The organism is Streptomyces incarnatus (assembly GCF_001027185.1).
In the GTDB taxonomy this organism is placed as follows: Bacteria; Actinomycetota; Actinomycetes; order Streptomycetales; family Streptomycetaceae; genus Streptomyces; species Streptomyces puniciscabiei.
Genome location: NZ_CP011497.1, coordinates 4,641,509 through 4,666,886, shown reverse-complemented (window position 1 = coordinate 4,666,886; position 25,378 = coordinate 4,641,509). Strand labels below are relative to the sequence as shown.

27 protein-coding genes are annotated in these 25,378 nt (G+C 71.6%); 9 read left to right on the top strand and 18 right to left on the bottom strand.

The genetic code is table 11. The features are described from left to right. Positions 1 to 149: 149 nt before the first annotated feature. Positions 150 to 881: a nucleotidyltransferase family protein gene (locus ABB07_RS21020; protein WP_208900146.1), complete on the top strand. Its 732-nt coding sequence runs from the start codon at positions 150 to 152 to the stop codon at positions 879 to 881. Positions 882 to 952: 71 nt separating this feature from the next. Here the strand turns inward: ABB07_RS21020 and ABB07_RS21015 are convergent, their stop codons facing one another. The 7 genes from ABB07_RS21015 to ABB07_RS20985 form a co-directional block, all read right to left on the bottom strand. After that, entirely contained in the window at positions 953 to 2,641 is a 1,689-nt protein-coding gene (locus ABB07_RS21015) for a DoxX family membrane protein (protein WP_208900145.1), read from the bottom strand. Between the two features lie 346 nt (positions 2,642 to 2,987). Next, entirely contained in the window at positions 2,988 to 3,929 is a 942-nt protein-coding gene (rlmB, locus tag ABB07_RS21010) for a 23S rRNA (guanosine(2251)-2'-O)-methyltransferase RlmB (protein ID WP_208900144.1), read from the bottom strand. A 112-nt stretch (positions 3,930 to 4,041) separates the two neighbouring features. Then, positions 4,042 to 5,442 carry a cysteine--tRNA ligase gene (gene cysS, locus ABB07_RS21005; protein WP_208900143.1) on the bottom strand — a complete coding sequence of 467 codons (1,401 nt, stop codon included), beginning with the start codon at positions 5,440 to 5,442 and terminating at the stop codon, positions 4,042 to 4,044. A 111-nt stretch (positions 5,443 to 5,553) separates the two neighbouring features. Further along, a complete protein-coding gene (locus ABB07_RS21000) occupies positions 5,554 to 5,958 on the bottom strand; it encodes a PPOX class F420-dependent oxidoreductase (protein ID WP_208900142.1) in 405 nt (134 codons plus the stop codon). A gap of 86 nt (positions 5,959 to 6,044) precedes the next feature. Continuing rightward, a complete protein-coding gene (ispF, locus tag ABB07_RS20995; protein WP_208900141.1) occupies positions 6,045 to 6,539 on the bottom strand; it encodes a 2-C-methyl-D-erythritol 2,4-cyclodiphosphate synthase in 495 nt (164 codons plus the stop codon). Then, positions 6,529 to 7,293 carry a 2-C-methyl-D-erythritol 4-phosphate cytidylyltransferase gene (gene ispD / locus ABB07_RS20990; protein ID WP_055706925.1) on the bottom strand — a complete coding sequence of 255 codons (765 nt, stop codon included), beginning with the start codon at positions 7,291 to 7,293 and terminating at the stop codon, positions 6,529 to 6,531. The genes ispF and ispD overlap by 11 nt, the downstream gene beginning before the upstream one ends. A 330-nt stretch (positions 7,294 to 7,623) precedes the next feature. After that, positions 7,624 to 8,106, bottom strand: a complete 483-nt coding sequence (locus ABB07_RS20985; RefSeq protein WP_003953493.1) for a CarD family transcriptional regulator — start codon at positions 8,104 to 8,106, stop codon at positions 7,624 to 7,626. A gap of 604 nt (positions 8,107 to 8,710) precedes the next feature. Between ABB07_RS20985 and ABB07_RS20980 the strand changes: the two genes are divergently transcribed. Beyond that, positions 8,711 to 9,406: a copper chaperone PCu(A)C domain-containing protein gene (locus tag ABB07_RS20980; protein WP_208900140.1), complete on the top strand. Its 696-nt coding sequence runs from the start codon at positions 8,711 to 8,713 to the stop codon at positions 9,404 to 9,406. Positions 9,407 to 9,551: 145 nt separating this feature from the next. Here the strand turns inward: ABB07_RS20980 and phoP are convergent, their stop codons facing one another. Next, positions 9,552 to 10,223 carry a two-component system response regulator PhoP gene (gene phoP / locus ABB07_RS20975; RefSeq protein WP_018568744.1) on the bottom strand — a complete coding sequence of 224 codons (672 nt, stop codon included), beginning with the start codon at positions 10,221 to 10,223 and terminating at the stop codon, positions 9,552 to 9,554. 5 nt (positions 10,224 to 10,228) lie between these two features. Continuing rightward, positions 10,229 to 11,488, bottom strand: a complete 1,260-nt coding sequence (gene phoR, locus ABB07_RS20970; RefSeq protein ID WP_208900139.1) for a two-component system sensor histidine kinase PhoR — start codon at positions 11,486 to 11,488, stop codon at positions 10,229 to 10,231. A 180-nt stretch (positions 11,489 to 11,668) separates the two neighbouring features. Here phoR and phoU point away from each other — a divergent pair, with 180 nt between their 5' ends. Both phoU and ABB07_RS20960 read left to right on the top strand, forming a co-directional pair. Continuing rightward, positions 11,669 to 12,358 (top strand): phosphate signaling complex protein PhoU, encoded by a 690-nt coding sequence (phoU, locus tag ABB07_RS20965; RefSeq protein WP_071380802.1) that lies wholly within the window; start codon positions 11,669 to 11,671, stop codon positions 12,356 to 12,358. Positions 12,359 to 12,524: 166 nt separating this feature from the next. Further along, complete coding sequence (locus tag ABB07_RS20960; protein ID WP_208900138.1) at positions 12,525 to 12,680, top strand: hypothetical protein; 156 nt, start codon at positions 12,525 to 12,527, stop codon at positions 12,678 to 12,680. Positions 12,681 to 12,758: 78 nt separating this feature from the next. Here the strand turns inward: ABB07_RS20960 and ABB07_RS20955 are convergent, their stop codons facing one another. Next, entirely contained in the window at positions 12,759 to 13,601 is an 843-nt protein-coding gene (locus ABB07_RS20955; RefSeq protein WP_208900137.1) for a GAF and ANTAR domain-containing protein, read from the bottom strand. Positions 13,602 to 13,904: 303 nt separating this feature from the next. Between ABB07_RS20955 and ABB07_RS20950 the strand changes: the two genes are divergently transcribed. Next, complete coding sequence (locus ABB07_RS20950) at positions 13,905 to 14,516, top strand: response regulator transcription factor (RefSeq protein ID WP_208900136.1); 612 nt, start codon at positions 13,905 to 13,907, stop codon at positions 14,514 to 14,516. 100 nt (positions 14,517 to 14,616) lie between these two features. Then, the gene (locus ABB07_RS20945) at positions 14,617 to 15,330 is read left to right on the top strand and encodes a hypothetical protein (RefSeq protein WP_208900135.1); all 714 of its coding nucleotides are present in this window, start codon (positions 14,617 to 14,619) and stop codon (positions 15,328 to 15,330) included. A 170-nt stretch (positions 15,331 to 15,500) separates the two neighbouring features. Here ABB07_RS20945 and ABB07_RS20940 read toward each other — a convergent pair whose 3' ends face one another. Both ABB07_RS20940 and ABB07_RS20935 read right to left on the bottom strand, forming a co-directional pair. Beyond that, on the bottom strand, positions 15,501 to 15,767 hold the full coding sequence (locus ABB07_RS20940) for a hypothetical protein (RefSeq protein WP_208900134.1): 267 nt from the start codon (positions 15,765 to 15,767) through the stop codon (positions 15,501 to 15,503). 375 nt (positions 15,768 to 16,142) lie between these two features. Further along, positions 16,143 to 16,904: a phosphoglyceromutase gene (locus tag ABB07_RS20935; RefSeq protein WP_208900133.1), complete on the bottom strand. Its 762-nt coding sequence runs from the start codon at positions 16,902 to 16,904 to the stop codon at positions 16,143 to 16,145. A 161-nt stretch (positions 16,905 to 17,065) separates the two neighbouring features. Between ABB07_RS20935 and ABB07_RS20930 the strand changes: the two genes are divergently transcribed. After that, positions 17,066 to 18,319, top strand: a complete 1,254-nt coding sequence (locus tag ABB07_RS20930; RefSeq protein WP_208900132.1) for an MDR family MFS transporter — start codon at positions 17,066 to 17,068, stop codon at positions 18,317 to 18,319. A gap of 540 nt (positions 18,320 to 18,859) precedes the next feature. Here the strand turns inward: ABB07_RS20930 and ABB07_RS20925 are convergent. Together ABB07_RS20925 and ABB07_RS20920 are read right to left on the bottom strand one after the other, a co-directional pair. Continuing rightward, the gene (locus tag ABB07_RS20925) at positions 18,860 to 19,111 is read right to left on the bottom strand and encodes a hypothetical protein (RefSeq protein WP_208900131.1); all 252 of its coding nucleotides are present in this window, start codon (positions 19,109 to 19,111) and stop codon (positions 18,860 to 18,862) included. Positions 19,112 to 19,293: 182 nt separating this feature from the next. Then, positions 19,294 to 19,503, bottom strand: a complete 210-nt coding sequence (locus ABB07_RS20920; RefSeq protein WP_208900130.1) for a hypothetical protein — start codon at positions 19,501 to 19,503, stop codon at positions 19,294 to 19,296. A 486-nt stretch (positions 19,504 to 19,989) separates the two neighbouring features. Between ABB07_RS20920 and ABB07_RS20915 the strand changes: the two genes are divergently transcribed. Continuing rightward, the gene (locus tag ABB07_RS20915) at positions 19,990 to 20,463 is read left to right on the top strand and encodes a carboxymuconolactone decarboxylase family protein (protein ID WP_208900129.1); all 474 of its coding nucleotides are present in this window, start codon (positions 19,990 to 19,992) and stop codon (positions 20,461 to 20,463) included. A 55-nt stretch (positions 20,464 to 20,518) separates the two neighbouring features. On the opposite strand, the gene ABB07_RS20910 is transcribed toward ABB07_RS20915, so the two are convergent. Beyond that, the gene (locus ABB07_RS20910; RefSeq protein ID WP_208900128.1) at positions 20,519 to 20,944 is read right to left on the bottom strand and encodes a DUF2000 domain-containing protein; all 426 of its coding nucleotides are present in this window, start codon (positions 20,942 to 20,944) and stop codon (positions 20,519 to 20,521) included. A 49-nt stretch (positions 20,945 to 20,993) separates the two neighbouring features. Here ABB07_RS20910 and ABB07_RS20905 point away from each other — a divergent pair, with 49 nt between their 5' ends. Further along, positions 20,994 to 21,794: an AraC family transcriptional regulator gene (locus ABB07_RS20905; protein ID WP_244189451.1), complete on the top strand. Its 801-nt coding sequence runs from the start codon at positions 20,994 to 20,996 to the stop codon at positions 21,792 to 21,794. Here the strand turns inward: ABB07_RS20905 and ABB07_RS20900 are convergent. The 3 genes from ABB07_RS20900 to mshA all read right to left on the bottom strand — a co-directional run bounded on the left by ABB07_RS20900 (position 21,773) and on the right by mshA (position 25,356). After that, the gene (locus ABB07_RS20900; RefSeq protein ID WP_244189450.1) at positions 21,773 to 23,419 is read right to left on the bottom strand and encodes a glycosyl hydrolase family 28-related protein; all 1,647 of its coding nucleotides are present in this window, start codon (positions 23,417 to 23,419) and stop codon (positions 21,773 to 21,775) included. The two genes, ABB07_RS20905 and ABB07_RS20900, sit on opposite strands and share 22 nt — an antisense overlap. Positions 23,420 to 23,522: 103 nt before the next feature. Beyond that, on the bottom strand, positions 23,523 to 24,026 hold the full coding sequence (locus tag ABB07_RS20895; protein ID WP_208900125.1) for a type III secretion system chaperone family protein: 504 nt from the start codon (positions 24,024 to 24,026) through the stop codon (positions 23,523 to 23,525). Continuing rightward, on the bottom strand, positions 24,019 to 25,356 hold the full coding sequence (gene mshA, locus ABB07_RS20890; protein ID WP_208900124.1) for a D-inositol-3-phosphate glycosyltransferase: 1,338 nt from the start codon (positions 25,354 to 25,356) through the stop codon (positions 24,019 to 24,021). The genes ABB07_RS20895 and mshA overlap by 8 nt, the downstream gene beginning before the upstream one ends. Positions 25,357 to 25,378: the final 22 nt, after the last annotated feature.

Below are 25,378 nucleotides of genomic sequence, written 5' to 3'. Positions count from 1 at the left end.
GTGCGCCGGGACGCCGGGTGCGCCGGGACGTCGGTGACCGCTCCTTGGGGTTCCGGTTCCTCATCCCGGAGGATCCGCGAAGGCAACGGCTCCCCAAGGGGCGCGTCGCTGCCGGCCGACCCGGGCGGGGCGCCCCGTACAGTGCGGTCATGACCCATCCCAACGCCGCGTCGCGCCCCACTCAAGCCGTGGTCCTGGCCGGTGGCCAGGGCTCCCGGCTGCGTCCCTACACCGACGACCGGCCCAAGCCGATGGTCGAGATCCCGGGCACGGGCACTCCGATCATCGGCCATCAGCTGACCTGGCTCGCCGAGGAAGGCGTGACCGACGTGGTGGTCTCCTGCGGCCATCTCGCCGAGGTCCTGCAGAAGTGGCTGGACTCCGCCGACCTGCCCGTCTCCGTCACCACCGTCGTGGAGACCGAGCCCCTCGGCCGTGGCGGCGGCCTCAAGTACGCCGCCGCGCGCCTTCCCCGCCCCGACCGGCCCTGGTACGCCACCAACGGCGACATCTGGACCCGCTTCTCCCTGCGGGACATGGCCGACTTCCACACCGAGCGGGATGCCGTCGCGACCCTGGCCCTGGCCCGGCCGCGGATCCCCTGGGGCGCGGTGAAGACCGACGGGTTCGGGCACATCACCGACTTCATCGAGGCCCCGCCATCGACGTTCGAGATCAACGCGGGTGTGTACGTCTTCTCGCCCGGGTTCGCGGAGCTGCTGCCCGAGCGGGGGGATCACGAGCGGACCACGTTTCCCGGGCTGGCCCGGGAGCGGCGGCTGTTCGGGTATCCGATCCCGCAGGGGGCGTACTGGCGGGCCATCGACACGGCGAAGGATCTGACGGAGGCGGCCAAGGAGCTGGCGGCGCTGGGGCGGTGAGCCCAGCCGTACCGCATGGTGAAAGGGCCCCGTACCTCCCGGTACGGGGCCCTCTGCCGGTCGTACGGCGGTTATCCGAGCAGGCCGCCCACCAGGCCCTGGCCCGAGGACGAGGAGCCGCCGGAGCTGCTGGTGCCGCCCGAGGAGGAGCCGCCGGTGGAGGTGCCGCCGGTGCTGGTCGGGCCCGCCGTCGTGCTCGGGGCGCCGCCGGTCGGGGAGGACTGGCGGGGCGGGGTCTGGCCCAGGGTGCCCTGGGTCTGGCTGGGGGTCGTGGTCGTACCGCCGACGGTACGGGTCGGGGCCGCCGCGGAGGGGCTCACGCCGGCCGTGGCGCCGCCCGTGGGCGAGCTGGACGCCGCCGGGGTCTTCTGGTGCCGCTTGCCGGGTCCCTGCGGGAGCGGGGAGCCGGGGAGGTTGTTGCGGGGGGCCTCGCCCGGGCCGGGGACGACGACGCGGCTGGAGTCGCGTACGGCGCCGCCGAGCAGGGAGCCGACGAGCAGGGTGACGCCGGCGGTGACGGCCGTGATCAGGGCGCCGCGGCGCAGGACGTAGCGGCGCAGGTCCCAGAGGTCGGCGCGGGGGCCGAGGCGGCGCCAGGCGCCCGCGGCGAGGCGGCCGTCCACCGAGTAGACGGGGGCGCCGGCGATGATCAGCGGGGACCAGGCGGCCAGGTAGATGATGTCGGGGGCGTCGTAGGCGGGGACCGTCTTCCAGCTGACAGTGACGATCAGGGCGGCGGACAGCAGGGCGCCCAGGACCGCGGCGACGCGCTGCCAGCAGCCGAGGACGGTCAGGACGCCGACGACCACCTGGAGGAAGGCGATGACCAGTCCGGAGCCGACGGGGTGGTGCAGGGCGAACTGGCGCAGCGGCTCGGCGACTTCCCAGGGGTGCAGGGTGTTGAGCCACTTGACCATGGAGCCGCGCTTGCCGCCGTCGAAGTAGAGCGGGTCGCACAGCTTGCCCATGCCGGCGTAGATGGAGATGAAGCCGAGGAAGATGCGCAGCGGGAGGAGGACGACGCCGAGGTTCATCCGGCGGCCGGGGTAGTAGGCGTGCCGGGCCGGGTCGTCGCCGCCCCGCCGGGCGGAACGCGGGGCGTCGGGGTCGGAGGGGTCGGCGTAGTCGGCGTAGTCGTCGTAAGGCCCGTCGTGGCTCTCGTGGCCGTCGTACGGCTCGAAGCCGGGGGCGGGGTAGGGGGGTTCGTCGTAGGCGCCGCCGACCGTGCGCATGTGCGGCAGCAGGCGGGTGCCGTCGGCGGCGTCGGGGGCCGTGCGCTGGTGGCCCACGACCGGGGTCTCGACCGTCTGGTCCAGCTCGTCGTAGGCGTCGGCGTAGTCGGTCCCGACGCGTGGGATGACCTGGGTGGCGCCGGGCTCGGGCTCGTCGGCGTGGCGGACGCTGCTGCCCCGCACGGCCTGGAGGAGCCGGTGGGCGCCGGTGTCGTCGGGGGCGGACTTGCCGCTCCACACGACGGGGCGGCGGCGGCCGGCGGCGGCGCCCGGCCGGCCGGCGGTGCCCATGGCGGGCATCCGGGCGGTGTCCTGGGCGGCGCTCAGATGCCGGGCGATCCGCGGCGATTGGGTGCGCTTCGCCGATGCGCCCAGCTGCACGCGGAAGCTGGCGTGATTGACGATGACCTGCGCCGGATCGCTCGGCACCTTCACCATGCTCAGCGCGGGAGCGTCGTCGGGCCCGGGCTGGAATCCCGACGAGCGTCCCCCCGTGGGTGTGCGGGGTGTTCTGGTGTCCACACTCATCTAACCGAGCGACGTGGTGTTAGGACACTGCTTTGAGCGGGCGGATGTGTCCGGACCCCGTCAAAGCGGCGTCGAACGCCATATGGGCGCCAGAAATACCTCGCAAGGGTGAAATTCCGGACGGGTGTTCAATCCCGTCGGCGCGCCGTCACGTCGATCCCGTCGCCGCGCCGTACGTCGGTCGATCCCGTCGCCGCGCCGTACGTCGGTCGGTCCCGTCGGCGCGCCGTACGTCGGTCGGTCCCATCTGCGCGCCGTACGTCGGTCGGTTCCGTCTGCGCGCCGTACGTCGGTCGGTCCGGTCGGCGCGCCGTACGTCGGTCGGTCCGGTCGGCGCGCCATCACGTCAGCCGCGCCGGCGCGCCGCCTCGTACAGGACGATGCCCGCCGCCACACCGGCGTTGAGGGACTCCGCGCCGCCGGGCATGGGGATGCGGACGCGGAAGTCGCAGGTCTCGCCGACCAGGCGGGACAGGCCCTTGCCCTCGCTGCCGACGACGATGACGACCGGCCCGTCCAGGGCCTCGAGCTCACCCAGTTCGACCTCGCCGTCCGCCGCCAGGCCCACGACCGTGATGCCGGCCTTCTTGTAGGCCTCGAGGGTGCGGGTGAGGTTGGTGGCGCGGGCGACCGGGGTGCGGGCGGCCGTGCCGGCGGAGGTCTTCCAGGCGCCGGCGGTCATGCCGGCCGAGCGGCGCTCGGGCACGACGACGCCGTGGCCGCCGAAGGCGGAGACGGAGCGGACGACGGCACCGAGGTTGCGCGGGTCGGTGACGCCGTCGAGGGCGACGATCAGCGGGTCCTCGGACTCGTCGTAGGCGGCTTCGGCGAGGTCCTCGGGGTGCGCGTACTCGTACGGCGGGACCTGCAGGACGAGGCCCTGGTGGTTGAGGCCGTTCGTCATCCGGTCCAGCTCGGGGCGCGGGGCCTCCATCAGGTTGATGCCGCCGCGCTCGGCGGCGAGCTGGAGGGCCTCGCGGACGCGCTCGTCGTTGTCGATGAACTGCTGGACGTAGAGGGTGGAGGCGGGGACGCCCTCGCGGAGCGCCTCGACCACCGGGTTGCGGCCCACGACCAGCTCGGAGGAGGACCTGCCGCCGCCCCGGCGCTGCTGCGGGCGGCCCTGGGCGCGGCGGGCCTTGGCCGCGGCGGCGCGCTGCTTGGCGTGGCCCTTGCGCATCTCGGCGGGCGGGGTCGGGCCCTTGCCCTCCAGGCCCCGGCGCCGCTGCCCGCCGCTGCCGACCTGCGCGCCCTTCTTGCCGGACATGCGGCGGTTGTTCGCGGCCATGACCTACCTGTTCTCTGCGTTCCCTGCGGGGTTCTCTGCGGGAAAAGTGTGCGTACGTCTATGCAGTGTGCCGCCCGGGGGGCCGGGCGGCACAATCGATCAAGGGTCGGGGCTACCGGGACCCGAGGGTCCAGCGGGGGCCCTGCGGGCTGTCCTCGATGACCAGGCCCGACTGGTTCAGCTGGTCGCGGATGGCGTCGGCGGTGGCCCAGTCCTTGCGGGCGCGGGCGGACTCGCGCTGGTCCAGGACGAGCCGGACCAGGCTGTCGACCACGCCGTGCAGGTCCTCGCCCTTGTCGGACTCCCCCGCCCACTGCTCGTCGAGCGGGTCCAGGCCCAGCACGCCGAGCATGGCCCGCACCTCGGCGAGCCGGGCCACGGCGGCATCCTTGTCGTCGGCGGCCAGCGCGCTGTTGCCCTGCCGGACGGTGGTGTGCACCACGGCCAGGGCCTGCGGAACGCCCAGGTCGTCGTCCATCGCCTCGGCGAAGGCGGGCGGGACCTCGGCGGCCGGCTCCACACTCTTCCCGGCCAGCTCGGTCACCCGCTGCACGAAGCCCTCGATCCGCGCGAACGCCGACTCGGCCTCGCGCAGCGACTCCTCGCTGTACTCGATCATCGACCGGTAGTGCGGGGTGCCCAGGTAGTAGCGCAGCACGATGGGCCGCCACTGCCTGACCATCTCGGACACGAGCACGCTGTTGCCCAGCGACTTGGACATCTTGTCGCCGGCCATGGTCACCCAGGCGTTGTGCACCCAGTACCGGGCGAAGTCGTCGCCGTAGGCCTTGGCCTGGGCGATCTCGTTCTCGTGGTGCGGGAAGATCAGGTCCAGGCCGCCGCCGTGGATGTCGAAGGCGCTGCCCAGGTACTTGTGCGCCATCGCCGAGCACTCCAGGTGCCAGCCGGGACGGCCCTCGCCCCACGGCGTCGGCCAGGTCGGCTCACCCGGCTTCGCCGCCTTCCACATCGCGAAGTCCCGCGCGTCCCGCTTGCCGGTCTCGCCCTCGCCGGACGGCTGCAGCAGGTTGTCCAGCTCCTGCCTCGACAGCTGCAGGTACTGCGGGAAGGACCGCACGTCGAAGTAGACGTTGCCGTCGGCCGCGTAGGCGTGCCCGCGGTCGATGAGGCGCTGCATCATCTCGACCATCTCGGTGATGTGGCCGGTGGCGCGGGGCTCGTAGGTCGGCGGCAGGCAGCCCAGGGCGGTGTAACCCTCGTTGAAGGCGCGCTCGTTCTCGTACCCGATCGACCACCACGGCCGGCCCTGCTCATGGGCCTTGGCGATGATCTTGTCGTCGATGTCCGTGACGTTCCTGACGAACGTCACCTCATACCCGCGGTAGGTGAACCAGCGGCGCATGATGTCGAAGTTGAGCCCCGACCGGATGTGCCCGATGTGCGGTGCCGCCTGCACGGTGGCGCCACACAGGTAGATCGAGACGCAGCCCGGCTTGAGCGGGGTGAAGTCACGGATCTGCCGGGCACTGGTGTCGTACAGGCGAATAGTCACCACTCCAGAGTAGTGGGCGCGGGGTGGTGCCCAGTGCCGCATGGCTCAGAACATGCCCACCACCTTCTCCGGGGTGATCCACCACCGCCCCACCAACACACCGCACACGCCCTAGAACATCCCCACCACCTTCTCCGGCGTGATCCTCACGATCACACGGTCGGCGTCCTTGGCCGAGGCCGGGTTGAACTCGGCGTACTTCTTGCCGGTGTACTTCAGGGAGAGTTCGTCGATGAGTTCCTTGGCGCCCTGGGTGTCGAGTTGCGCGGTGCCGCGGATCTCGGCGTAGGTGTACGGCATCTCGGGGTCCTGGACGACGACGCTCACCCGGGGGTCGCGGTCGAGGTTCTTCTTCTTGCGGCGGTCGACGGTCGTGGAGAACAGGATCTGGTCACCGTCCCGCTTGACCCACACCGGGGACAGCTGCGGGCGGCCGTCCGGCTGGACCGTGCCGACCACGATGAAGACGGGACCGTCGAGCAGGGACTTGAGCCGGTCGGGCAGGGTGGCGGGCATGGGTACCTCCTCAAGTCGGCAGTGACTCTCCGGGTACCCTCGCACGCTCTCCGCTCACCCGCACCACGAGCGCGAGGGCGGCGGCCTCAGCCCGTACGGACTACCAGTGCCGTCGCCACCGCCATCAGGCCCTCCTCGCGGCCCGGGAAGCCGAGGCCGTCGGTCGTGGCGCCGGAGACGGAGACGGGTGCGCCGGCCGCCTCGGAGAGGACCTTCTGGGCCTCGTCCCGGCGCTTGCCGATCTTCGGGCGGGGGCCGACCACCTGGACGGCGATGTTGCCGATGGTGAAGCCGGCCTCGCGGACGATCCGGGCGGCCTCGGTGAGGAGGGCCACGCCGGAGGCGCCGGACCACTCGGGGCGGCCGGTGCCGAAGTGCTGTCCCAGGTCACCGAGGCAGGCCGCGGAGAAGAGGGCGTTGCAGGCGGCATGGGCGACCACGTCCGCGTCGGAGTGCCCGGCCAGGCCGGGCCCCTCGCCCTCCCACTTCAGGCCCGCGCACCACAGCTCGCGGCCCTCCTCGAAGGCGTGGATGTCGGTGCCGATGCCGACCTGCGGGAGCAGGGGGGCCTCAGAAGCCATCGTTGAGCCTCCTGCGGGCCAGGACCGCCTCGGCGAGGACCAGGTCGAGGGGGCGGGTGACCTTGAAGGCCTCCTCGTGCCCGGGGACGGTCACGACGGGCAGACCGAGCTGTTCGACCATGCTCGCGTCGTCCGTGACGTTGTCGGTGACGCTCTCGTGGGCGCGGATCAGGGTGGCCCGGTCGAAGCCCTGGGGTGTCTGGACGGCGCGGAGGCGGGCGCGTTCCGGGGTGGCGACGACCGGCTCCGGGTCGCCGGGCGCAGCCGCGGGCTCGACCTCCTTGACGGTGTCGGCGAGCGGGAGCGCGGGGACGACGGCGGGTGCGCCCGCGCGTACGGCCTCGATGACGGCGTCGACCGTGTCGACGGGGACGAGCGGGCGGGCCGCGTCGTGGACCAGGACGATGCCGTACTCGGGGGGAAGCGCGGCGAGGCCGAGCCTGACCGATTCCTGTCGGCTGTCACCGCCGGGGACGACCAGGAAGTCGGTGCGGTCGGGCAGGGCGTGCGCGTCGAGCAGGGACTTGACCTCGGCGGCGCCGTCCGGCGGGGCCACGACGATCACCAGGGAGACATGGCGGGACGCGGCGAGCGCGCGGAGCGCGTGGATGAGCATGGGCGTGCCGTTGAGCGCGCGGAGCGCCTTGGGGGCGCCCGGACCGAGGCGCACGCCCCGGCCGGCGGCCGGAATCACGGCGGCAACGCGGGGCTCGGTGGGGGTCTGCGCGGGCGAAGGGCGCGATTCGTCAGACATCGGTTCCTGTCAGGTTTGTGTGCTCGACCTAGGTGGGTATGGCCTGGAGGAGTGCCGGGCGCGACGCCTTGACCGGACCCTTTCCGTGACCCTGGTCGAGCCATCCGCCCGGGCCCGGCACGTCAAGTATCGGGGGGCCGGGCCACCGGCTTCCCCGCCGAACGCCGAACACCCGCCCGCGGGACGTACCGCAGCAGGAAGAGCGTGCCGCAGCGGGAATGAACATGCCGCAGCGCCCGGCGACGTGGTCTGCGTCATCGGGCACCGCGGCATTTCACTGTGCTGAACGTGCTGAGCGTGTCGGAAGCGAGGGTTCGCCACCGTGGCGCGTCAGGAGGCGAGCACCTCGTCGAGCAGGGCCTCGGCCTTGTCCTCGTTCGTGTTCTCCGCGAGAGCCAGCTCGCTCACCAGGATCTGGCGGGCCTTGGCGAGCATGCGCTTCTCACCGGCGGAGAGCCCTCGCTCGCGCTCGCGACGCCACAGGTCACGCACGACTTCCGCGACCTTGATGACATCGCCGGAGGCGAGCTTCTCCAGGTTTGCCTTGTAACGACGGGACCAGTTCGTGGGCTCCTCGGCATACGGCGCGCGCAGCACCTCGAAGACCCGGTCCAGCCCGTCCTGACCGACCACATCACGCACGCCCACGAACTCAGCATTGTCCGCTGGCACACGTACCGTCAGGTCACCCTGGGCGACCTTCAGCACCAAGTAGGTCTTGTCCACGCCTTTGATCTGGCGAGTTTCGATGGCCTCGATCAGCGCGGCCCCGTGATGGGGATAGACCACGGTGTCGCCAACCTTGAACGTCATGTGACAGGTACCCCTTCCGTGGCTATCCAGGGTAACACGGATACGGCGTCTTCTGAATGGCGTTTTCGCAGGTCAGGGCATATCTCGGGGCTTGACAACTGCGACGGGAACGTGCTGCGAGGGGCCTGCGGAAGCGGGAATTCGCAGGTCGGAGGGGTTCTTCGGGCGGGGTGAAACGCGTACGTTACACACTCCGGGAGCCCTCTCCAAGTGGACGAACGTCCCGTTTTGTCCGCTTCCAAGCGTACGACTTCCGCTACTCCGTTCGGTGACCCGAGACCGGTCCGGGCCGAATCCGGAATTGATCAACGGCCGTCGGGAGGGGCTGCGCGTGATCAATATCGAGGGGGTGCGCATTCCTTCACGGAAATTTTGCGAGCGGTTATGTGAATGGCGGACGAGCGCCCGGCAAAGTGACCGGAGAGTCACCTGTGACTGGAGTGACGAAGGGGTTCGCGGTACCCCCAGCCGGTGGGAAGCCGGACGCTTGGGGAGGGTCGGGTGCGGTGGCCCAGGAACGGCTCGGTAACCTAAGCCCGCTGACAGACACTTAGGGTGGCTTTATAAGGGGAGCCGCCCGCGCGTTCAAGGAGTTGCCGCCGCCGTGAGCAGCAGCCTTCGACGCGGCGCCCTCGCCGCCTCCGCCATCGTCTTCTCGATCGCCTCGCTCGCCGCATGCGGTGCCGGCAACGGTTCGCAGACCCTGGAGGTCAAGCCGGACAACGCCGCGACCACGGTCGGCAACATCAAGGTCCAGAACGCCACGGTCATCACCCAGCCCGACGTGAAGTCGACGGGCCCGGCCGTGATCTCCGCGACCCTGTTCAACGCGGGCATCACGGACGAGACCCTGCAGTCGATCACCATTCCGGGCAGCACCGAGAGCGTGAAGCTGACCCCGGCCAAGGGCGGCAGCCTCACCGTCCCGGCGCACGGCTCGCTGATCCTCGGCGGCCAGGGCAACGCCTCCGCCGAGATCCCGAGCGGCCGTCAGTCCGTCCAGGACGGCAACGCCCAGAAGATCACCTTCACCTTCAGCAAGACCGGTGACGTGAGCCTGCGCGCCTTCGTGGTGCCGGCCACCAGCTACTTCGACAAGTGGGGCCCGTCCCAGATCCCGTCCGGCCCGGCGACGGCCTCCCCGGCCCCGGGCACCACCGCCTCCGGCAGCGCCAAGCCGGGCAAGCACGGCAAGGGCAAGGCCACCCCGTCGGCGACCGTGAGCACCACCGCGACCACGGGCACGGGCACGGGCGCGACCCCCAGCGACTCCGCCTCCCAGTCGGTCGCCGGCCAGTGAGCCGCCACTGAGCAGCCGTACGACGGAGGGCGGCACCCCAGCGCGGGGTGCCGCCCTCCGTCGTACGGCCGGTGCGGCGTCGTACAGCCGATGCGGCCGGTACCGCCGGCGAGTACGGCCACGGCTACGGCTTACGGCTTACGGCTTACGGCTCGAACTTGTAGCCCAGCCCCCGCACCGTCACCAGGTACCGCGGCGCGCCCGGGTCCGGTTCGATCTTGGCGCGGAGGCGCTTGACGTGGACGTCGAGGGTCTTGGTGTCGCCCACGTAGTCGGCGCCCCAGACGCGGTCGATGAGCTGCATGCGGGTCAGGACGCGGCCGGCGTTGCGCAGGAGCATCTCCAGCAGGTCGAACTCCTTCAGGGGGAGGTCGACCTTGGAGCCGGAGACGGTGACCACGTGGCGGTCGACGTCCATGCGGACCGGGCCCGCCTCCAGCGCGGCCGGGGTGACCTCCTCCGGCTCGCCGCGGCGGCGGAGCACCGCGCGGATGCGGGCGACCAGCTCACGGGAGGAGAAGGGCTTGGTGACGTAGTCGTCGGCTCCTATCTCCAGGCCGACGACCTTGTCGATCTCACTGTCCTTGGCCGTCACCATGATCACGGGGACGTTGGAGCGGCCGCGCAGCTGGCGGCACACCTCCGTGCCGGGCAGCCCCGGCAGCATCAGGTCGAGGAGGACGAGGTCGGCGCCGTTGCGCTCGAACTCGTCGAGTCCGTCGGGGCCGGTGGCCGCCACGGCCACCTCGAAGCCCTCCTTGCGGAGCATGTACGACAGGGCGTCGGAGAAGGACTCCTCGTCCTCGACGACGAGCACTCGGGTCACGGAAGGACCTCCGGGGCGGGAAGCGGTGCGTACGGGGATGAGTCGGGGGCGCCGCCGTCCTCGTCGTCTTCGTCGAGGTCGGGGTGCTGTTGCGCGCGGTCGCGGGCCGCGCCCGCCTCCGGCAGCCTGAGGGTGAACGTGGAGCCCTGGCCTTCGGCGCTCCAGACCGTGACCTCCCCGCCGTGCGAGGCGACCACGTGCTTGACGATCGCGAGCCCCAGACCGGTGCCTCCGGTGGCCCGGGAGCGGGCCGGGTCGACGCGGTAGAAGCGCTCGAAGATGCGCTCCTTGTCCTTGTCGGAGATGCCGATGCCCTGGTCCGTCACGGCGAGCTCGATCATGTCGCCGCCGGGTGCGCTCACCCGGCGTGCGGCTACGCCGACGCGGGTGCGGGCCGGGGAGTAGTTCACGGCGTTCTCGACCAGGTTGCCGAGGGCGGCGGCCAGCTGGCCCCGGTTGCCCCAGACGTGCAGGTCGGCCGTGCCACCGGCGGCGATGGTGATCTGCTTGCTGCCGGCCTGGTGGCGGCAGCGGTCCATGGCCTCGGCGACCAGCTCGTCCACGCGGACGGGCTCGGCGTCCTCCAGCGGGTCGTCGTTCTGCACCCGGGAGAGGTCGATCAGCTCCTGGACCAGGTTGGTCAGCCGGGTCGCCTCGATCTGCATCCGGCCCGCGAAGCGCTGCACGGCCTCGGGGTCGTCGGAGGCGTCCATGACCGCCTCGGAGAGGAGGGAGAGCGCGCCGACGGGCGTCTTCAGCTCATGGCTGACGTTCGCCACGAAGTCGCGCCGTACGGCCTCGATCCTCCTGGCCTCGGTCAGGTCCTCGACCAGCAGCAGGACGAGGCGGGAGCCGAGCGGGGCCACGCGCGCGGAGACGGCGAGGGCCTCGCCGCGTCCGGTGCCGCGCCGGGGCAGGTCCAGCTCGACCTGGCGTATCTCGCCGTCGCGTCTGGTGTCCCTGGCCATCTGCAGCATGGGTTCCACGGCGAGCTTGCCGCCGCGGACCAGCCCGAGGGCGTAGGCGGCGGAGCTGGCCTTGACCACGGTGTCGCCCTCGTCGAGGACGACGGCCGAGGAGCGGAGCACGGACAGTACGGTGTCCACGCCGGGCGGGAGTACGGGATCGGTGTGCAAAGAAGTCCTGGTCGGTCGCTTCTGGTCGCGTTCGCTCCAACGGAACGCCAGCATGGCGATGACGCCGGTGAGCACTCCGGCGATCGCTGCCGCTGCGGCGACCGCCGCGTTCACGTCCATGCCTCCAGGTTAAGCAGGCCCAACGACATGACCACAGCCGTCCTCGTGGGACCTCGGACACTCGTCGCCCAGAGTTCACCTTGGGGCCAGGATTGGTTCATTTGGGGTGGCGGAAACGGACGCGTGCGGAGCAGAACGTGGGAGCGTGGGGACCAAGCACACCTATGAGAGGGAACCCTGATGCGGGACGCGTACCACGAGGAACTTGACTCGATCGGCGACGGTCTGGTGGAGATGGCCCGGCTGGTCGGGTCGGCGATCGGGCGCGCCACGACCGCCATGCTGGACGCCGACCTGAAGCTGGCCGAGAGCGTGATCGAGGCCGACCAGAAGGTCGACGAGCTCCAGCACGACCTGGAGGCGCGGGCCATAGCCCTGCTCGCCCGGCAGCAGCCGGTGGCGACGGACCTGCGGATCGTCGTCACCTCGCTGCGCATGTCCGCCGACCTGGAGCGGTCCGGCGACCTCGCCCAGCACGTGGCGAAGCTGGCCCGGCTGCGCTTCCCCGAGCGCGCGGTGCCGCGCGACCTGCACGCCACAATCCTGGAGATGGGCCAGCTCGCGCAGCGCCTGATGGCGAAGGCGGCCGAGGTGATCATCACCAAGGACGTCGACCTCGCGCTGCAGCTGGAGCAGGACGACGACGAGATGGACCTGCTGCACCGCACCCTGTTCCAGCACCTGATCGACGAGCGCTGGAAGCACGGCATCGAGACGGCGGTGGACGTCACCCTCCTCGGCCGCTACTACGAGCGGTACGCCGACCACGCCGTGGCCGTCGCCAAGCGCGTCGTGTACCTGGTCACGGGCGAGCACGCGGACGAACTCCAGCAGGACATCCAGCCGGTGACCGGGGTCGAGGGCGCGTGACCGCGCCGGGGCGGAGGCGGGACCGGGACCCGGAGCGGGACCGGGCGCGGGGCCGGGCGGCAGGCGCGCGGCGGCGCGTGGGCGCCTCCGTGCGCCGTTGATGCGCCCAGGGAAGCGGGCATGAAATAGCCGAGGGCACCCCTGCCCCAGCGTCTAGGAGGGACCCATGGCCGAATCCCCCAGCACCACCTCCGACCCCACGCAGCAGCGTGAGACCGACCAGCCCGCCGAGACCAGGAGCCTCCCTCTGATCGGTGCGTGCGGCTGCGGCTCGGGCTGCGGCTGCGGGTGCCAGTCGGGCGCCCCCTGCCAGTGCGGCTGAGCCAGTGCGGCTGAAAGGCGGACGACGTCGAGCGCCACTGTCGTAGTGCCGGTGTCGTAGGGCCGGTGTGAACCCGCTTCACGCCGGCCCTTCCCATGGACGTAAGCCCATCGTTCCGCGCCGTCGTCCGCCCTCCGGCTCCGTGTGGAAGTGGAGCCTGCGGGCCAGGACCTCGCGGGCCACCTGGCTGATCGTGCGGCCATGGGCGTACGCATGGGCCCGCAGCCGGGCCAGGGCCTGCCCGGAGTCCGCGTCCAGCTGCACCATCACCATGCCGACCGCCCGGTGGACCTCGGTGTGGTCGGCCTCGGAGGCCCCCACCCAGGACGGCGGCTCGCCCTCCGTGTCCGCCTCGGCGGTGTCGCGGCCCACCGCCGCCTGGAGGCTCATCAGCGCGTGGGTGACCGCGTCCCGCACCCACAGCGCGGTCCGCATGTCCTGCTGGGTCAGTCCGCCGGCACGTTCGCTGTACAGGTCGAGGGTGCCGATCGCGGCATCGCTGACGCCGAGCGGCAGCGAGAAGACCGCGCGCACGCCTAGGGCCACGGCCTCGTGCGCGAAGATCGGCCAGCGGCGGGCGTCGCGTCCCGCGGCGAGGTCGGCCGCGACGACGGGGGCGCCCTCGTCGAGAGCGGTCTGGCAGGGCCCGTCCCCCACGGTGTACTGCAGCTCGGCGAGCCGGGCGGCGACCCGGTCGCTGGCGCACCACAGGACGCGTACGTCCCTCCCGCCGGAGATCGACACCGACGAACCGCTGACCGGCAGCAGCCGTGCGCACGCCCCGCACAGGGCGCCCGGTACGGCCTTCGGGTCGTCGGCCTGCCACGCGGCGGCGGCCAGCGTCTCACTCACCCGCAGCCGTGCCGTCACCTCCGGCGGCACACCGCCGTCGGCGGGCTTCTGCGACCGCTCGGGCGCCATGATCAGCACCCCCGACGCGGCGCGCCGTCTGCATACATGATCCACCGGTATCCGTCCGGCCCCCGGATCGATTGCTCCACCCTCCGGGTTCCCACACCCAGGGGAACTCACATGGTTCTCTCCTCCGGAGGCCCCTGGTTGGGTACCTCCGGAGGCCTCCGGTTGGGTCAGTCCGGCGGGCGGGGACGGGCCCGGCCCGGGATGCTGGGACGACCGTGGCCTGCCGCCGGGTCGCCCAGCCGGGGCCCGCCCGTGGCCGGCCCCCGACCAGGGGGAAGCCGGATGAGCCGAGAACCGACGAATGTGGCGGTCGTCTCCGACTGCCCGCTCCTTCTGCACGGCCTGATCCACGTCGTCGACAGTGCGCCGGAGCTGCGGCGGCTGCTCGGGGCGGGCGGCAACGCGGTGGTGCCGCACGAGGTCGGCGAGGGGGACGTGGTCCTGCTCAATCTGCGCGTCTCCGTCCGGGAGATCTGCGATCAGGTGGCCCGGCTGCACGAGAAGGGCCGCCGGGTGCTCGTGCTGTCGGCAGACGCGACACAGACCGACCTCGTGCTGCTCATCGAGGCCGGGGCCCGGGGCCATGTGAGTCAGTGGGCGGGCGAGAAGGAACTGCTGGCCGCGCTGCGTACCGTCGCCTCCGGCCGCAGCTATTTCTCCACCAACTTTTTCGGCGACCTCGATGTGCAGAAGAATTCACCCCGGATCACCGACCGGGAGCAGCAGATTCTGCGGCTTGTCGCGAACGGCGCCACGGACCGGGAAATCGCCGCTGAATTGAATATCAGCGAGCACACCGTGCATTCCCATCTGGACCGGCTGTACAGCAAGACGGGTTACCGCCGCCGCGCCGATCTCACGCGGCTCGCGCTGCAGCGGGGGGTGGCGGCCGCGGAGCCCGTCGAAGAGGGGTAGTTCTGCCCACACCGCCTGGGTTGTTCTGCCTCTGGAGCTCGCGCGGGCCGGCAGCGATCCTCGTGTACGTCCCGTGTGAAACGCAACCAGGGTTGGGAAAATGGACAACAACCTCAGGAAAATCTGTGTCGCGGTGACGGCCTCTTCCTGCCTGGCGGCAGGCGCCTGGGGCATTTCGACGACGGACGCCGGTGCGACGTCGAAGGCACCCTCACTCACGCCCACCGCCAAGGTCATCAAGTGCTACCGCACACACAAGAATCCGAAGAAAATCATCTGCTACCAGGTCAAGAAGCGGCACGAGCACCACAACGGCCGCGACGTCATCGTGATCATCCTGGTGCAGGTTCCCACCCCGAAGAATCCCCCACAGGTCATCGTCGTACCGTCGCTGCCGCAGCCGACCACGACGTCACCGGCACCGACCACGACCTCTCCGAAGCCGACGTCGGCGTCGCCCACGACGGGCACCACGTCGCCGTCGCCGAGCCCCACCACGGGCTCCCCCACGCCGACCACCGGCGCACCGACCACCGGCGCACCGACCACCGGCGCACCGACCGGCGGCACCACGGAAACCGGGGCGCCCACCGCGACGGAAACCGGTGGCGGCGGCACCGCAGCCCCCACCGCACCGGGGACCGGAGGCGCGAACACCGGCGGGGCTGAGACCGGCGGCGCCAACACCGCAGGCGCGGACACCGGTGGCGCGAACACCGGCGGCGCGGACACCGGTGGCACGGACACCGGTGGCGCCAACACCGGCGGCACGGACACTGGTGGCGCGGCCACCGAGGCACCGGCCGGCGGCTGAGCACTCCGGCGTCACAGCACCTCCCACATGACCACGCCCCCGACCCGCGCGGTAAGCGCAGGCCGGGGGCGTGATCGTGGCAGCTACTGCTGATCTGTGACGACGGTGAGCTCGCCGTCGGGTGCCAGGGTGAACCGGGGGAAGCCCCCCATCACGGCCGTGGCGGTGGCCTAGGTGCCGTAGGCCTTCAGTGTGAAGTCGTCCGCCTTGCCGTAGTACCCGACCGCTTCGGCGGCGTCGCTCCAGGAGTTGACCCGCACCCGCACCCACCAGTCGTGCACCTGCCTCTCTCGCCACGGCCCCCAGCTGTCCTGGGGCAGCAGCCCTGCGCCTCGGCCCGAGAACAGGTACCAGCCGACAAGTCCGAGCAGGACCACGACGGTCACGGCCATGAGCCGCGGCGCGGCCGGCCGCAGGGGAACGCGGATGACGGGCACGGGGGTTCCTTCCGTTCGGGCCGAACTCTGTCGCAGTCGAAGACGGTCCCCCACCACGCCACGCTCCGTCCCACCACCGCTTGCCGCTCACCGCGGCGGGTTCGTGCGCCCGGGGCGTGGCGGCGCCACACCGCCGTCAAGATCCGTCGCCCCGGATTCGCCGTGGCATCAACAGCCGCGCTCTCCGCCCGACTGAACACCGCCGCCCCTTACGCGCTGACCGCCGTCGTCAGATACGGCCCCGCCTGCTCCGCCGAACGATCACCTTGCCGTGGGGGAAGGTGGCGGACGGGCCTCCGGTGATCAAGCGGCAGCCCAGCACGTAGGCCCCTACCAGCGGCTGGAACGCGGGTAGGGGCCTTGTTCCGTGGGGTGTTACTTCTTCTTGCCCTGGTTCTTGACCGCCTCGATCGCCGCTGCGGCCGCCTCGGGGTCGAGGTACGTGCCGCCGGGGGTGACCGGCTTGAAGTCGGCGTCGAGTTCGTAGACGAGCGGGATGCCCGTCGGGATGTTCAGGCCCGCGATGTCGGCGTCGGAGATGCCGTCCAGGTGCTTGACCAGGGCGCGCAGCGAGTTGCCGTGGGCCGCGACCAGGACCGTGCGGCCGGTCAGGAGGTCGGGGACGATCGCGTCGAACCAGTACGGAAGCATCCGGTGGACGACGTCCTTCAGGCACTCCGTCTTCGGCCGCAGCTCCGGCGGGAGCGTGGCGTAGCGCGGGTCGTCGAACTGGGAGAACTCGGAGTCGTCCGCGAGCGGCGGCGGCGGGGTGTCGTAGGAGCGGCGCCAGAGCATGAACTGCTCCTCGCCGAACTCGGCCAGCGTGGCCGCCTTGTCCTTGCCCTGGAGGGCGCCGTAGTGGCGCTCGTTCAGGCGCCAGCTGCGGTGGACGGGGATCCAGTGGCGGTCCGCGGCCTCGAGGGCCAGCTGGGCCGTGCGGATCGCGCGCTTCTGGAGGGACGTGTGGACCACGTCGGGGAGAAGGTCGGCGTCCTTCAGGAGCTCGCCACCGCGGACTGCCTCCTTCTCGCCCTTCTCGTTGAGGTTGACGTCCACCCAGCCGGTGAACAGGTTCTTCGCGTTCCACTCGCTCTCGCCGTGGCGGAGGAGGATCAGCTTGTACGGTGCGTCGGCCATGCGTCAGAGCGTAATCCACGCGTTCGGGGCATCGCCCCGGCCGACCGGTGGGTGGACCGTTGACGGGATCTGTTAATCGAGTGGCTGCCGGCAGACCTCCTATGTAAGTTGTGCTTACCGCATGAGCCGCTTACCGCATGAGCCATTCTGGGGGTCTTGTCATGTCCGCCGCCCGTCTTCGACGTGCCGCCCGGGAGAGCGTCTCCGGGCTGCCCCGTGCGTTCTGGTGGCTGTGGACCAGCACCCTCGTCAACCGGCTCGGCGCGTTCGTGGCCACCTTCATGGCCCTCTACCTCACCCTCGACCGCGGCTACTCCGCCTCGTACGCCGGTCTCGTCGCCTCGCTGCACGGGCTGGGCGGGGTCGTCTCCTCGCTCGGGGGCGGGGTGATGGCCGACCGGCTCGGCAGGCGGCCGACCCTGCTCCTCGCCCAGTCCGCCACGGCCGCCTCCGTCGCCCTGCTCGGCTTCGTGACGGACCCCGTCGCCATCGCCGCCGTCGCCTTCCTCGTCGGCATGGCCTCCAACGCCTCCCGGCCGGCGGTCCAGGCGATGATGGCCGACATCGTCCGCCCCGAGGACCGCGTCCGCGCGTTCTCCCTCAACTACTGGGCCATCAACCTCGGCTTCGCCGTCTCCTCCACGGCCGCCGGGTTCATCGCCGAGTTCAGCTATCGCGCCGGCTTCCTCATCGAGGCCGGGATGACCCTGGCCTGCGCGCTCGTCGTCTTCCTCAAGCTGCCCGAGTCCCGGCCGACGGCACACGTGAAGGAGAAGGACGGCGCCGTCAGCCTCGGCACCGTGCTGCGGGACGGGCGGTACATGGCCGTCGTCGGGCTGTCCTTCCTGGTCGCCCTCGTCTTCCAGCAGGGGTCCGTGGGACTGCCGGTGGCCATGGGCCGGGCCGGGTTCTCGCCCGCCGACTACGGCGTCGCCATCGCCGTCAACGGCGTCCTGATCGTCGCCCTGCAGATCCCGGTCACCCGGTTCATCGAGCACCGCGACCCGCGCACCCTGCTGGTCGTCTCCTCCCTGCTCGCAGGCTACGGCTTCGGGCTCACCGCCTTCGCCGGCTCGGTCGGCGTCTTCATGGTCACCGTGTGCGTCTGGACCCTCGCCGAGATCGTCAACGCCCCGACCCAGACCGGACTCGTCGTCCGGCTCTCCCCGGTCCACGGACGCGGCCGCTACCAGGGCGTCTACACGCTGTCCTGGTCCGTCGCCGCGCTGGTCGCACCCCTGATGTCCGGCGCCGTCATCGACCGGCTGGGCGCACAGTGGCTGTGGGGCATGTGCGCCGCGGTGGGGACGGTCGCGGGGGTGGGGTACGGCGTGCTCATGCGAAGGCTGCCGGAGGAGAGCCCGGCGACCCCTGCGACGGAAGCACGGCCGCGCGCGTCCGAACAGGCCGCCTGAGGGGATCGGGCGGGCCTGGGGCGCCGAGCCTCCGGACGCCGCCGAGGATGCGGAGGAGCCTATGGAGGCCGAGGAGGCCCACGAGGCGAAGGAGGCATGAGGAAGCCGAGGAGGCGCAGGATCCCGCGAACGAGGCGGAGGAGGCCTAGGAGGCTCAGGAGGCCCAGGAGCCGAGGGATGTGCGAGGAGGCCGAGGAGGCGCAGCAGGCAAGAGGAGGCCTAGGAGGCGCGAAAAAGCCGAGCACGCCGAGCACCCGAGCACGCCGAGACACCCGAGCACGCCGAGGACAGAACACCGAAGACACCGAGGACACCGAGAACGCCGCCAAGCACGCCGAGCACGCCGGCACACCGAGGAAATCGCCCCCGCCGAGGCGATCGCGCCGCCCGCCACCCACGGGAAACCCCGCCACCCCGCTTCCCCCACGGGAAACCCCCGACACCCCCCTGCCCCCTGCCCCCCTGCCCCCACGCAAAATCCCCGCCCCGCACCGAGAACGTCCCGGTGCCGGGCAGGGATTGCCAGGCGCGGCCCAGCCGTCAGCCGGTGGTCCGGTCGAAGATGGACCCGACTTTGCCGAAACCGGACGCGCCCTGGCCCTGGCCGAGACCGGACGCGTCCTTGCCGGCATCGGGCTTGGCCAGAGAGGTGCTCCCGAAATCAGCTCCGGCGTTGCCCATGACGCTGCCCATGCCCATGTCGTCGTTGTCGTCGGCGAGGGCCTGGGCCGCACCACCCAGCAGAACGGTTCCGGCAAGGGCGATGGCAGCCAGCACGGCAGGTGCACGCATAAGCGTCTCCTTCGGTCGGTGTGTGGTCGCCACCAGGTATGCCGTCGGTCCGCGGGAGAGAAGCGTTGACGTGCACACAAGCACCCGAACAGGCGGCGCACATGGCCCTGTGCGCCGCATGACCGAGCCCCCCGCCCGGGAGTTCTCCACCGGCAGGGGGCTGGGTACGGCGATCGGGGTGATCAGATGGTGAGGTTGACGCCGATCTGGTGGGGCTGGGCCAGGGCGCCCAGCACCTCGCCCTGCACGGCGCCGAGCTGGGACAGCGCGTCGGCGCTGCTCAGGGTCGTGGAGTCGGCGGAGAGGCTGGCCTCGGGGGCCAGGCCACCGGCGACGGCGTCGAGCTCGGCGTCGGAGATCTCGAGGGTCTGGATCTGGTGAGCGGCGTTCATGGTGAAACTGCCCTTCGCATGGATGGTCCACAAGGTCCAAGGGGATGCGGCCCGCTGGGGACAGATGGTGGGCCGCGACCGCAGGCGTGCGCCATCCCTTTCAGGACACCTGGCGCGATCCCGGCGGTGCGAGCGATCAAACCACGGAGCGTGCCGGGCATCCAGTCAACCGGGGTCTGCACCCGGTCAGTTGATAGACCCGGATGACGCATCCGTGCGGGTACGGTCACGCGTTGGGGCCAGTTCCTCCACATGCCGCGCCGCACGGGCGGGTCACAGCTCTTGCCGGCGCCGCGCCGACCGGGACAACTCCACCCCAAGGGCACCCGCCGGGCCCCCGGTTGCGTACGCGGTGTGCAGATTCCGTTCACGGATGGATCCGCGGCCCGGACTCCCGTGACCCAGGTCACACTCAGCCGCGTCACATCTCTCCGGACGGATCCGTCAGAGAGGTGTAGCCGACGGAAAACCACACGGGAGCTCACCATGGACGCGCGTCTCGACCTCTTCGCCAACCCTGTGACCGGCAGGTTCTTCAAGCACATCAACGCGGCGGGGAAGGTGGTCACGGACTCCCCCCTGCCGGCCGCGACGCAGGAGCTGGTGAAGATCCGGGCCAGTCAGATCAACGGGTGCGCGATGTGCACCGACATGCACACCAAGGACGCGACCGCCGCCGGGGAGACGGCGCAGCGGCTCCACCTGGTCGCGACCTGGCGGGAGGCCAAGGTGTTCAGCGAGGCCGAGCGGGCCGCGCTGGAGCTGACCGAGCAGGGCACCCGGATCGCCGACGCGGCCGGCGGCGTACCGGACGAGGTCTGGGTGAACGCCGCCAAGCACTACGACGAGGACCAGCTCGCCGCGCTCGTGGCGCTGATCGCCCTGATCAACGCCTACAACCGCGTCAACGTCATCGTCCAGCAGCCCGCCGGCGACTACCAGCCCGGCATGTTCGGCTGACCCGCGGCACACCCCGCAGCGCACAGCGCGGCGCACACCTCAGGGGTGCACAACCTCAGGGGTGCATCCGTGCGCCCTTGAGGACCTTGTCCACGGCGTTGCGCGGGCCGTACACCGCCAGTCCCACCAGGTCCAGCTCGGCGGTCGGCACGGCCCGCACCGCCGCGCGGTTGTCGCGGTCGTTGCCCGTGGTGAACAGGTCCGAGGTGAAGACGGCACGGGGCAGGGCGCGGCTCAGTGCCCTGCCGTGGGCCGCCTTCAGGGTCTCCTTCGAGCCCTCGAAGACCAGCACCGGCTGGCGGAACATGGGCAGGTAGGGCACCTCGTCCGCGTCCTCGTACGGCTCGCCGATCACCTCGGGGACCGTCGCGCCCAGGCCGCTGACCAGGAACGCGGTGACGTTGAGCCGCTGCCAGGGCTCCAGGTCCTCGCGCAGCAGCACGGCGATCTTCGTGTCGAAACGGATGGGTTCAGCGCTCATGGAATGAGACTGCCGACCGCCGTACGGCGTCGTCTTGTACGTTCTTTGCGTGGCCGCCGACCCGCCCGAAGTCTCCGCCTGGCGCCCGCGCGTCCCGGGTGTCGTGGAGGTCTTCCACGCCCACTTCACCGAGTACGCCTACCCGATGCACGTCCACGACGCCTGGACGCTGCTCATCGTGGACGACGGGGCCGTACGGTACGACCTCGACCGGCACGAGCACGGCACCCCGCACGACACCGTCACCCTGCTCCCGCCGCACGTGCCGCACAACGGCGCCCCCGCCACCCCGGACGGCTTCCGCAAGCGGGTCGTCTACCTCGACAGCAGCCGGCTCGGCGAGGAGCTCATCGGGCGCGCCGTCGACACGCCCGACCTGCGGGATCCGCTGCTGCGGCGGCGCGTCGGGCAGGTGCACGCCGCCCTCGCCCGGCCCGGCGACGAACTGGAGGCGGAGAGCAGGCTGACCCTGGTCGGGGAGCGGCTGCGGGACCATCTGCGACGGCGGACCGACGCCCCGGCGCCCCGCCCGGATCCGGTCCTCGGCCGGCGGCTGCGGGAGCTGCTCGACGCCCGGGTGGCCGACGGCGTCTCGCTGGAGGAGGCCGGGCGCCTGCTGCACGCCCATCCCGCCCATCTGGTGCGGGCGTTCAGCGGGGCGTACGGCATCGCCCCGCACCAGTACCTGATGTCGCGGCGGGTCGGGCGGGCCCGGCGGCTGCTGCTGGACGGGCTGGCGCCGGGCGAGGTGGCCTCGGCCACCGGGTTCTACGACCAGGCCCATCTCACCCGGCACTTCAAGAGGCTGGTCGGGGTGACCCCGGGGCGCTATCGCAGCAGCTCGCGCTGAGCGTCGTACAGATTGCGCGGGCGTACGGCGCCGGCGGTGCCGTACAGCTCCAGTCGGGAGTGCAGGTCGCCGGTGAAGTCGGGGACGTCGGTCTGGTCGAACTCGGTCACCGTGTTGAGGCCGGCGGTCGCCGAGTACGGGGCCAGGCCGTCGATCTTCATCAGGCCCGCGCGGCCGTTGGTGACCCTGATGTTCCAGTGCGTGAAGCGGGCGCCGAACAGCGGGCCCGCGTTGGCGTCCCCGCCGTGGCGGCCGTTGTTGTTCACCGTGATGTCCGTGCGGACGTTCCCGAAGGGCAGGCCGCGGTGGCTGTCGAAGGTGCCCATCTCCATCCGGCCGCGCGACCAGACGTTGTGCGAGGAGAGTCCTTCGACGTTGATGCCGTGGAGCTGGGTGTTCGGCGGGGCCGGGACCGTGCGCTGTTCGATGGTGAAGTCCTCGATCAGGTTGTCGTGGGAGCCCTCGCGGCAGAAGTAGGGGTGGTGCGAGCCGCGCCCGGCCACCCGGGTGCGGCGCAGGGTGCAGACGGAGGCGGCGACCAGGCCGAAGCCGTTGTCGACGTTCGTCACCGTGACGTCGTCCACCCAGCAGTCGTAGGCGCATTGGAGGACCACGCCGTTGTAGCCCTTGTCGAGCAGGTGCGGGGACTGCGGGGTCTCGACCGCCTCCAGGGTCAGTCCCTCGACCCCCGATCCGGTCAATTCCTGTACGTGTGTGGTCAGTTGCGGGTTCCACTCGGGGCGGATGTCGAGCGGGAGGGGGCGTTCGAGGGTGATCCGGCGGCCCCGGATGCGGGTGCTGCGCACCGGCCACTCGTAGGGGACGTACGACAGCAGCTTGGTCTTGTCGTCCCAGGAGTACGCCGCCGGGCCCGGGCCGCCGCCGGCCATGTGCTGGAGGAGGGTGTGCGCGGGGTCGTCGGCGAGGCGGAGGAGGACGAGCCGGCCGGGACGCAGTCCTTCCGGATCGGCGACGGTGACCGTCCACGAGCCCTGCCGGGCCGGTTCCACCGCCGTCAGCGGCGCCCACTCGTCCCGCTTGTTGCCGGTCCAGCCCTCGAACGGCCAGGCACGGGACCGGATCGCGGCCACCAGGGAGTCCCAACGGGCGCTCGGCGCCAGCCAGATGAGACCGCCCGCCCAGGACCACGCCGACTTGTCGCCGCCGTAGCGGGAGCCGTACACGCCGATCAGCTCGGTGAGGTTCTTCGTCGCGTACAGCGTCGTACGGCCGCTGCCGGCGCCGCGCAGGACCACGCCCGAGTCGCCGATGCGGATCACGTCGTCGATGCGGAAGGTGCCGGGCGGGACGGTGACCGTGCCGCCGCCGGCCCGTCCGGCGGCGGCGAGGGCACGGTTGATCGCTGGGGCGCAGTCGGTGGTGCCGTCGGGTACGGCGCCGTAGTCGGTGACGTCGGCGACGACCCGCCCGTGGCCGCGAGTACGGCAGCCCGCCCGGCCGACGTACGGAATCTGCGGGTGGGTGAAGGGGGTGCGGGTGAACTCCCGCCAGAGAGAGGGGACTTCCGCCGGCTCGGCCGCTGCCGCCCGGCCCGCCGCCGCGCCGAGCGCCACAGCCGTGGCACCGGCCAGCAGGGTCCTTCTCGTCAGGTGCGTGCCGTTCATGTCCACCCGCCCTTCATATTCATCCATATGAACGCTGTTCAGAATCGCGTCGGCGGTGAGCATGCCACTCCCCAGACAGAGGGGGAAGGGGTCCTACAGCAAGTCAGTCGGCGGGGCGCTCGATCAGGTGCCTGAACGCGTCCAGATTGCGCGTGGATTCGCCGCGGGACACCCGCCAGGCGTACTCCTTGCGGATCGAGGAGGCGAAGCCCAGCTCCAGCAGGGTGTTGAAGGCGCCGTCGGCCGCTTCCAGGACCTGGCCGAGGAGGCGGTCGATCTCGTCAGGGGTCACGGAGGCGAGCGGCAGGCGGGCGGTGACGTAGATGTCGCCGAGGCGGTCGACGGCGTAACTCACGCCGTACAGCTTGAGGTTGCGCTCCAGGAGCCAGCGGTGCACGCCCGCCTCGTTCTCGTCGGGGTGGCGGATGACGAAGGCGTTCAGGGAGAGGGAGTGCCGGCCCACGAGGAAGGAGACCGTCGTGGAGAGCTTGCGGGTGCCGGGGAGCTTGACCACGTAGTTTCCGGGCTCGGGGCTCTCCCACTCCAGCTCGGCGTCCTTCAGGACACCTTCCAGGACCTGCCCGGCCGACTTCGCACCCTCACCCATGGTGGGAGCGTACGCGACGGCGGTGGGACTGGGTCGCGGCCGTGTAGACGTCCGCGGTCTCGGCGGCCGCCCGGTCCCAGCCGAAACACTGTGCGTGCCGGGCAGCGGCCTGCCCCATGCTCGCCGGGAGGGAGGGCTCGTCGGCGAACCGGCGCAGCACGCGCGCGTAGTCGGCGGGACGGTGGCCGTGAACCAGGAAGCCGGTCTCGCCGTCGCGCACGGCCACCGGCAGTCCGCCCACGGAGGCCGCGAGCACCGGCGTGCCGGCCGCCTGCGCCTCTATGGCGACCAGCCCGAAGGACTCGCTGTAGGACGGCATGACCAGCACGGACGCGGCCCGGAACCAGTCCGCGAGCTGCTCCTGGCCGACCGGCGGGCGGAACCGTACGACGTCCGCGATGCCCAGCCGCGCCGCCAGCTTCTGCAGCCCCTCCGGCTTGGCGAGCCCGCTGCCGCTCGGGCCGCCGACGACCGGCACGAGGATGCGGGAGCGGAGCTCCGGGCGCTCCTCCAGCAGCACCGCCACCGCGCGCAGCAGCACGTCCGGGGCCTTCAGGGGCTGGATGCGGCCCGCGAAGAGCGGGATCAGGGCGTCCTGCGGGAGGCCGAGGCGGGCGCGGGCGGCGGCGCGGCCGTCGGCGGGACGGAAGCGGCCGAGGTTGACGCCGGGGTGGACGACGGCGACCTTCGCGGGGTCGGCGGCGTAGTGCCGTACCAGCTCGTCGGCCTCCTCCGTCGTGTTGGCGATGAGCCGGTCGGCGGCGGCCACGATCTGGGTCTCGCCGATGACGCGGGCGGCGGGCTCGGGGGTGTCGCCGTCGGCCAGGTTGGCGTTCTTGACCTTGGCCATGGTGTGCATGGCGTGCACCAGGGGGACCCCCCAGCGCTGGGCGGCGAGCCAGCCGACGTGGCCGGACAGCCAGTAGTGGGAGTGGACGAGGTCGTAGTAGCCGGGGCGGTGACCGGCCCAGGCCTGCATCACGCCGTGCGTGAAGGCGCACAGCTGGGCCGGGAGGTCCTCCTTGGCGAGGCCCTCGTAGGGGCCGGCGTCGACGTGCCGGACGAGGACGCCGGGGGCCAGTTCGACCGTGGGCGGCAGGCCGCCCGCCGTGGCCCGGGTGAAGATCTCGACCTCGATGTTGATGGCGGCGAGCCGCTGGGCCAGCTCCACGATGTAGACGTTCATGCCGCCGGCGTCGCCGGTGCCGGGCTGGTGGAGCGGGGAGGTGTGCACGGAGAGCATGGCGACGCGGCGGGGCCTGCGGTGCAGTCGTAGCCGTGCGGCGGCCGACGGGGAGCGTCGCCCGAGCCTGCTGACGTACTGGCTCACCTGGCGGTCCTCTCCTTGCTGC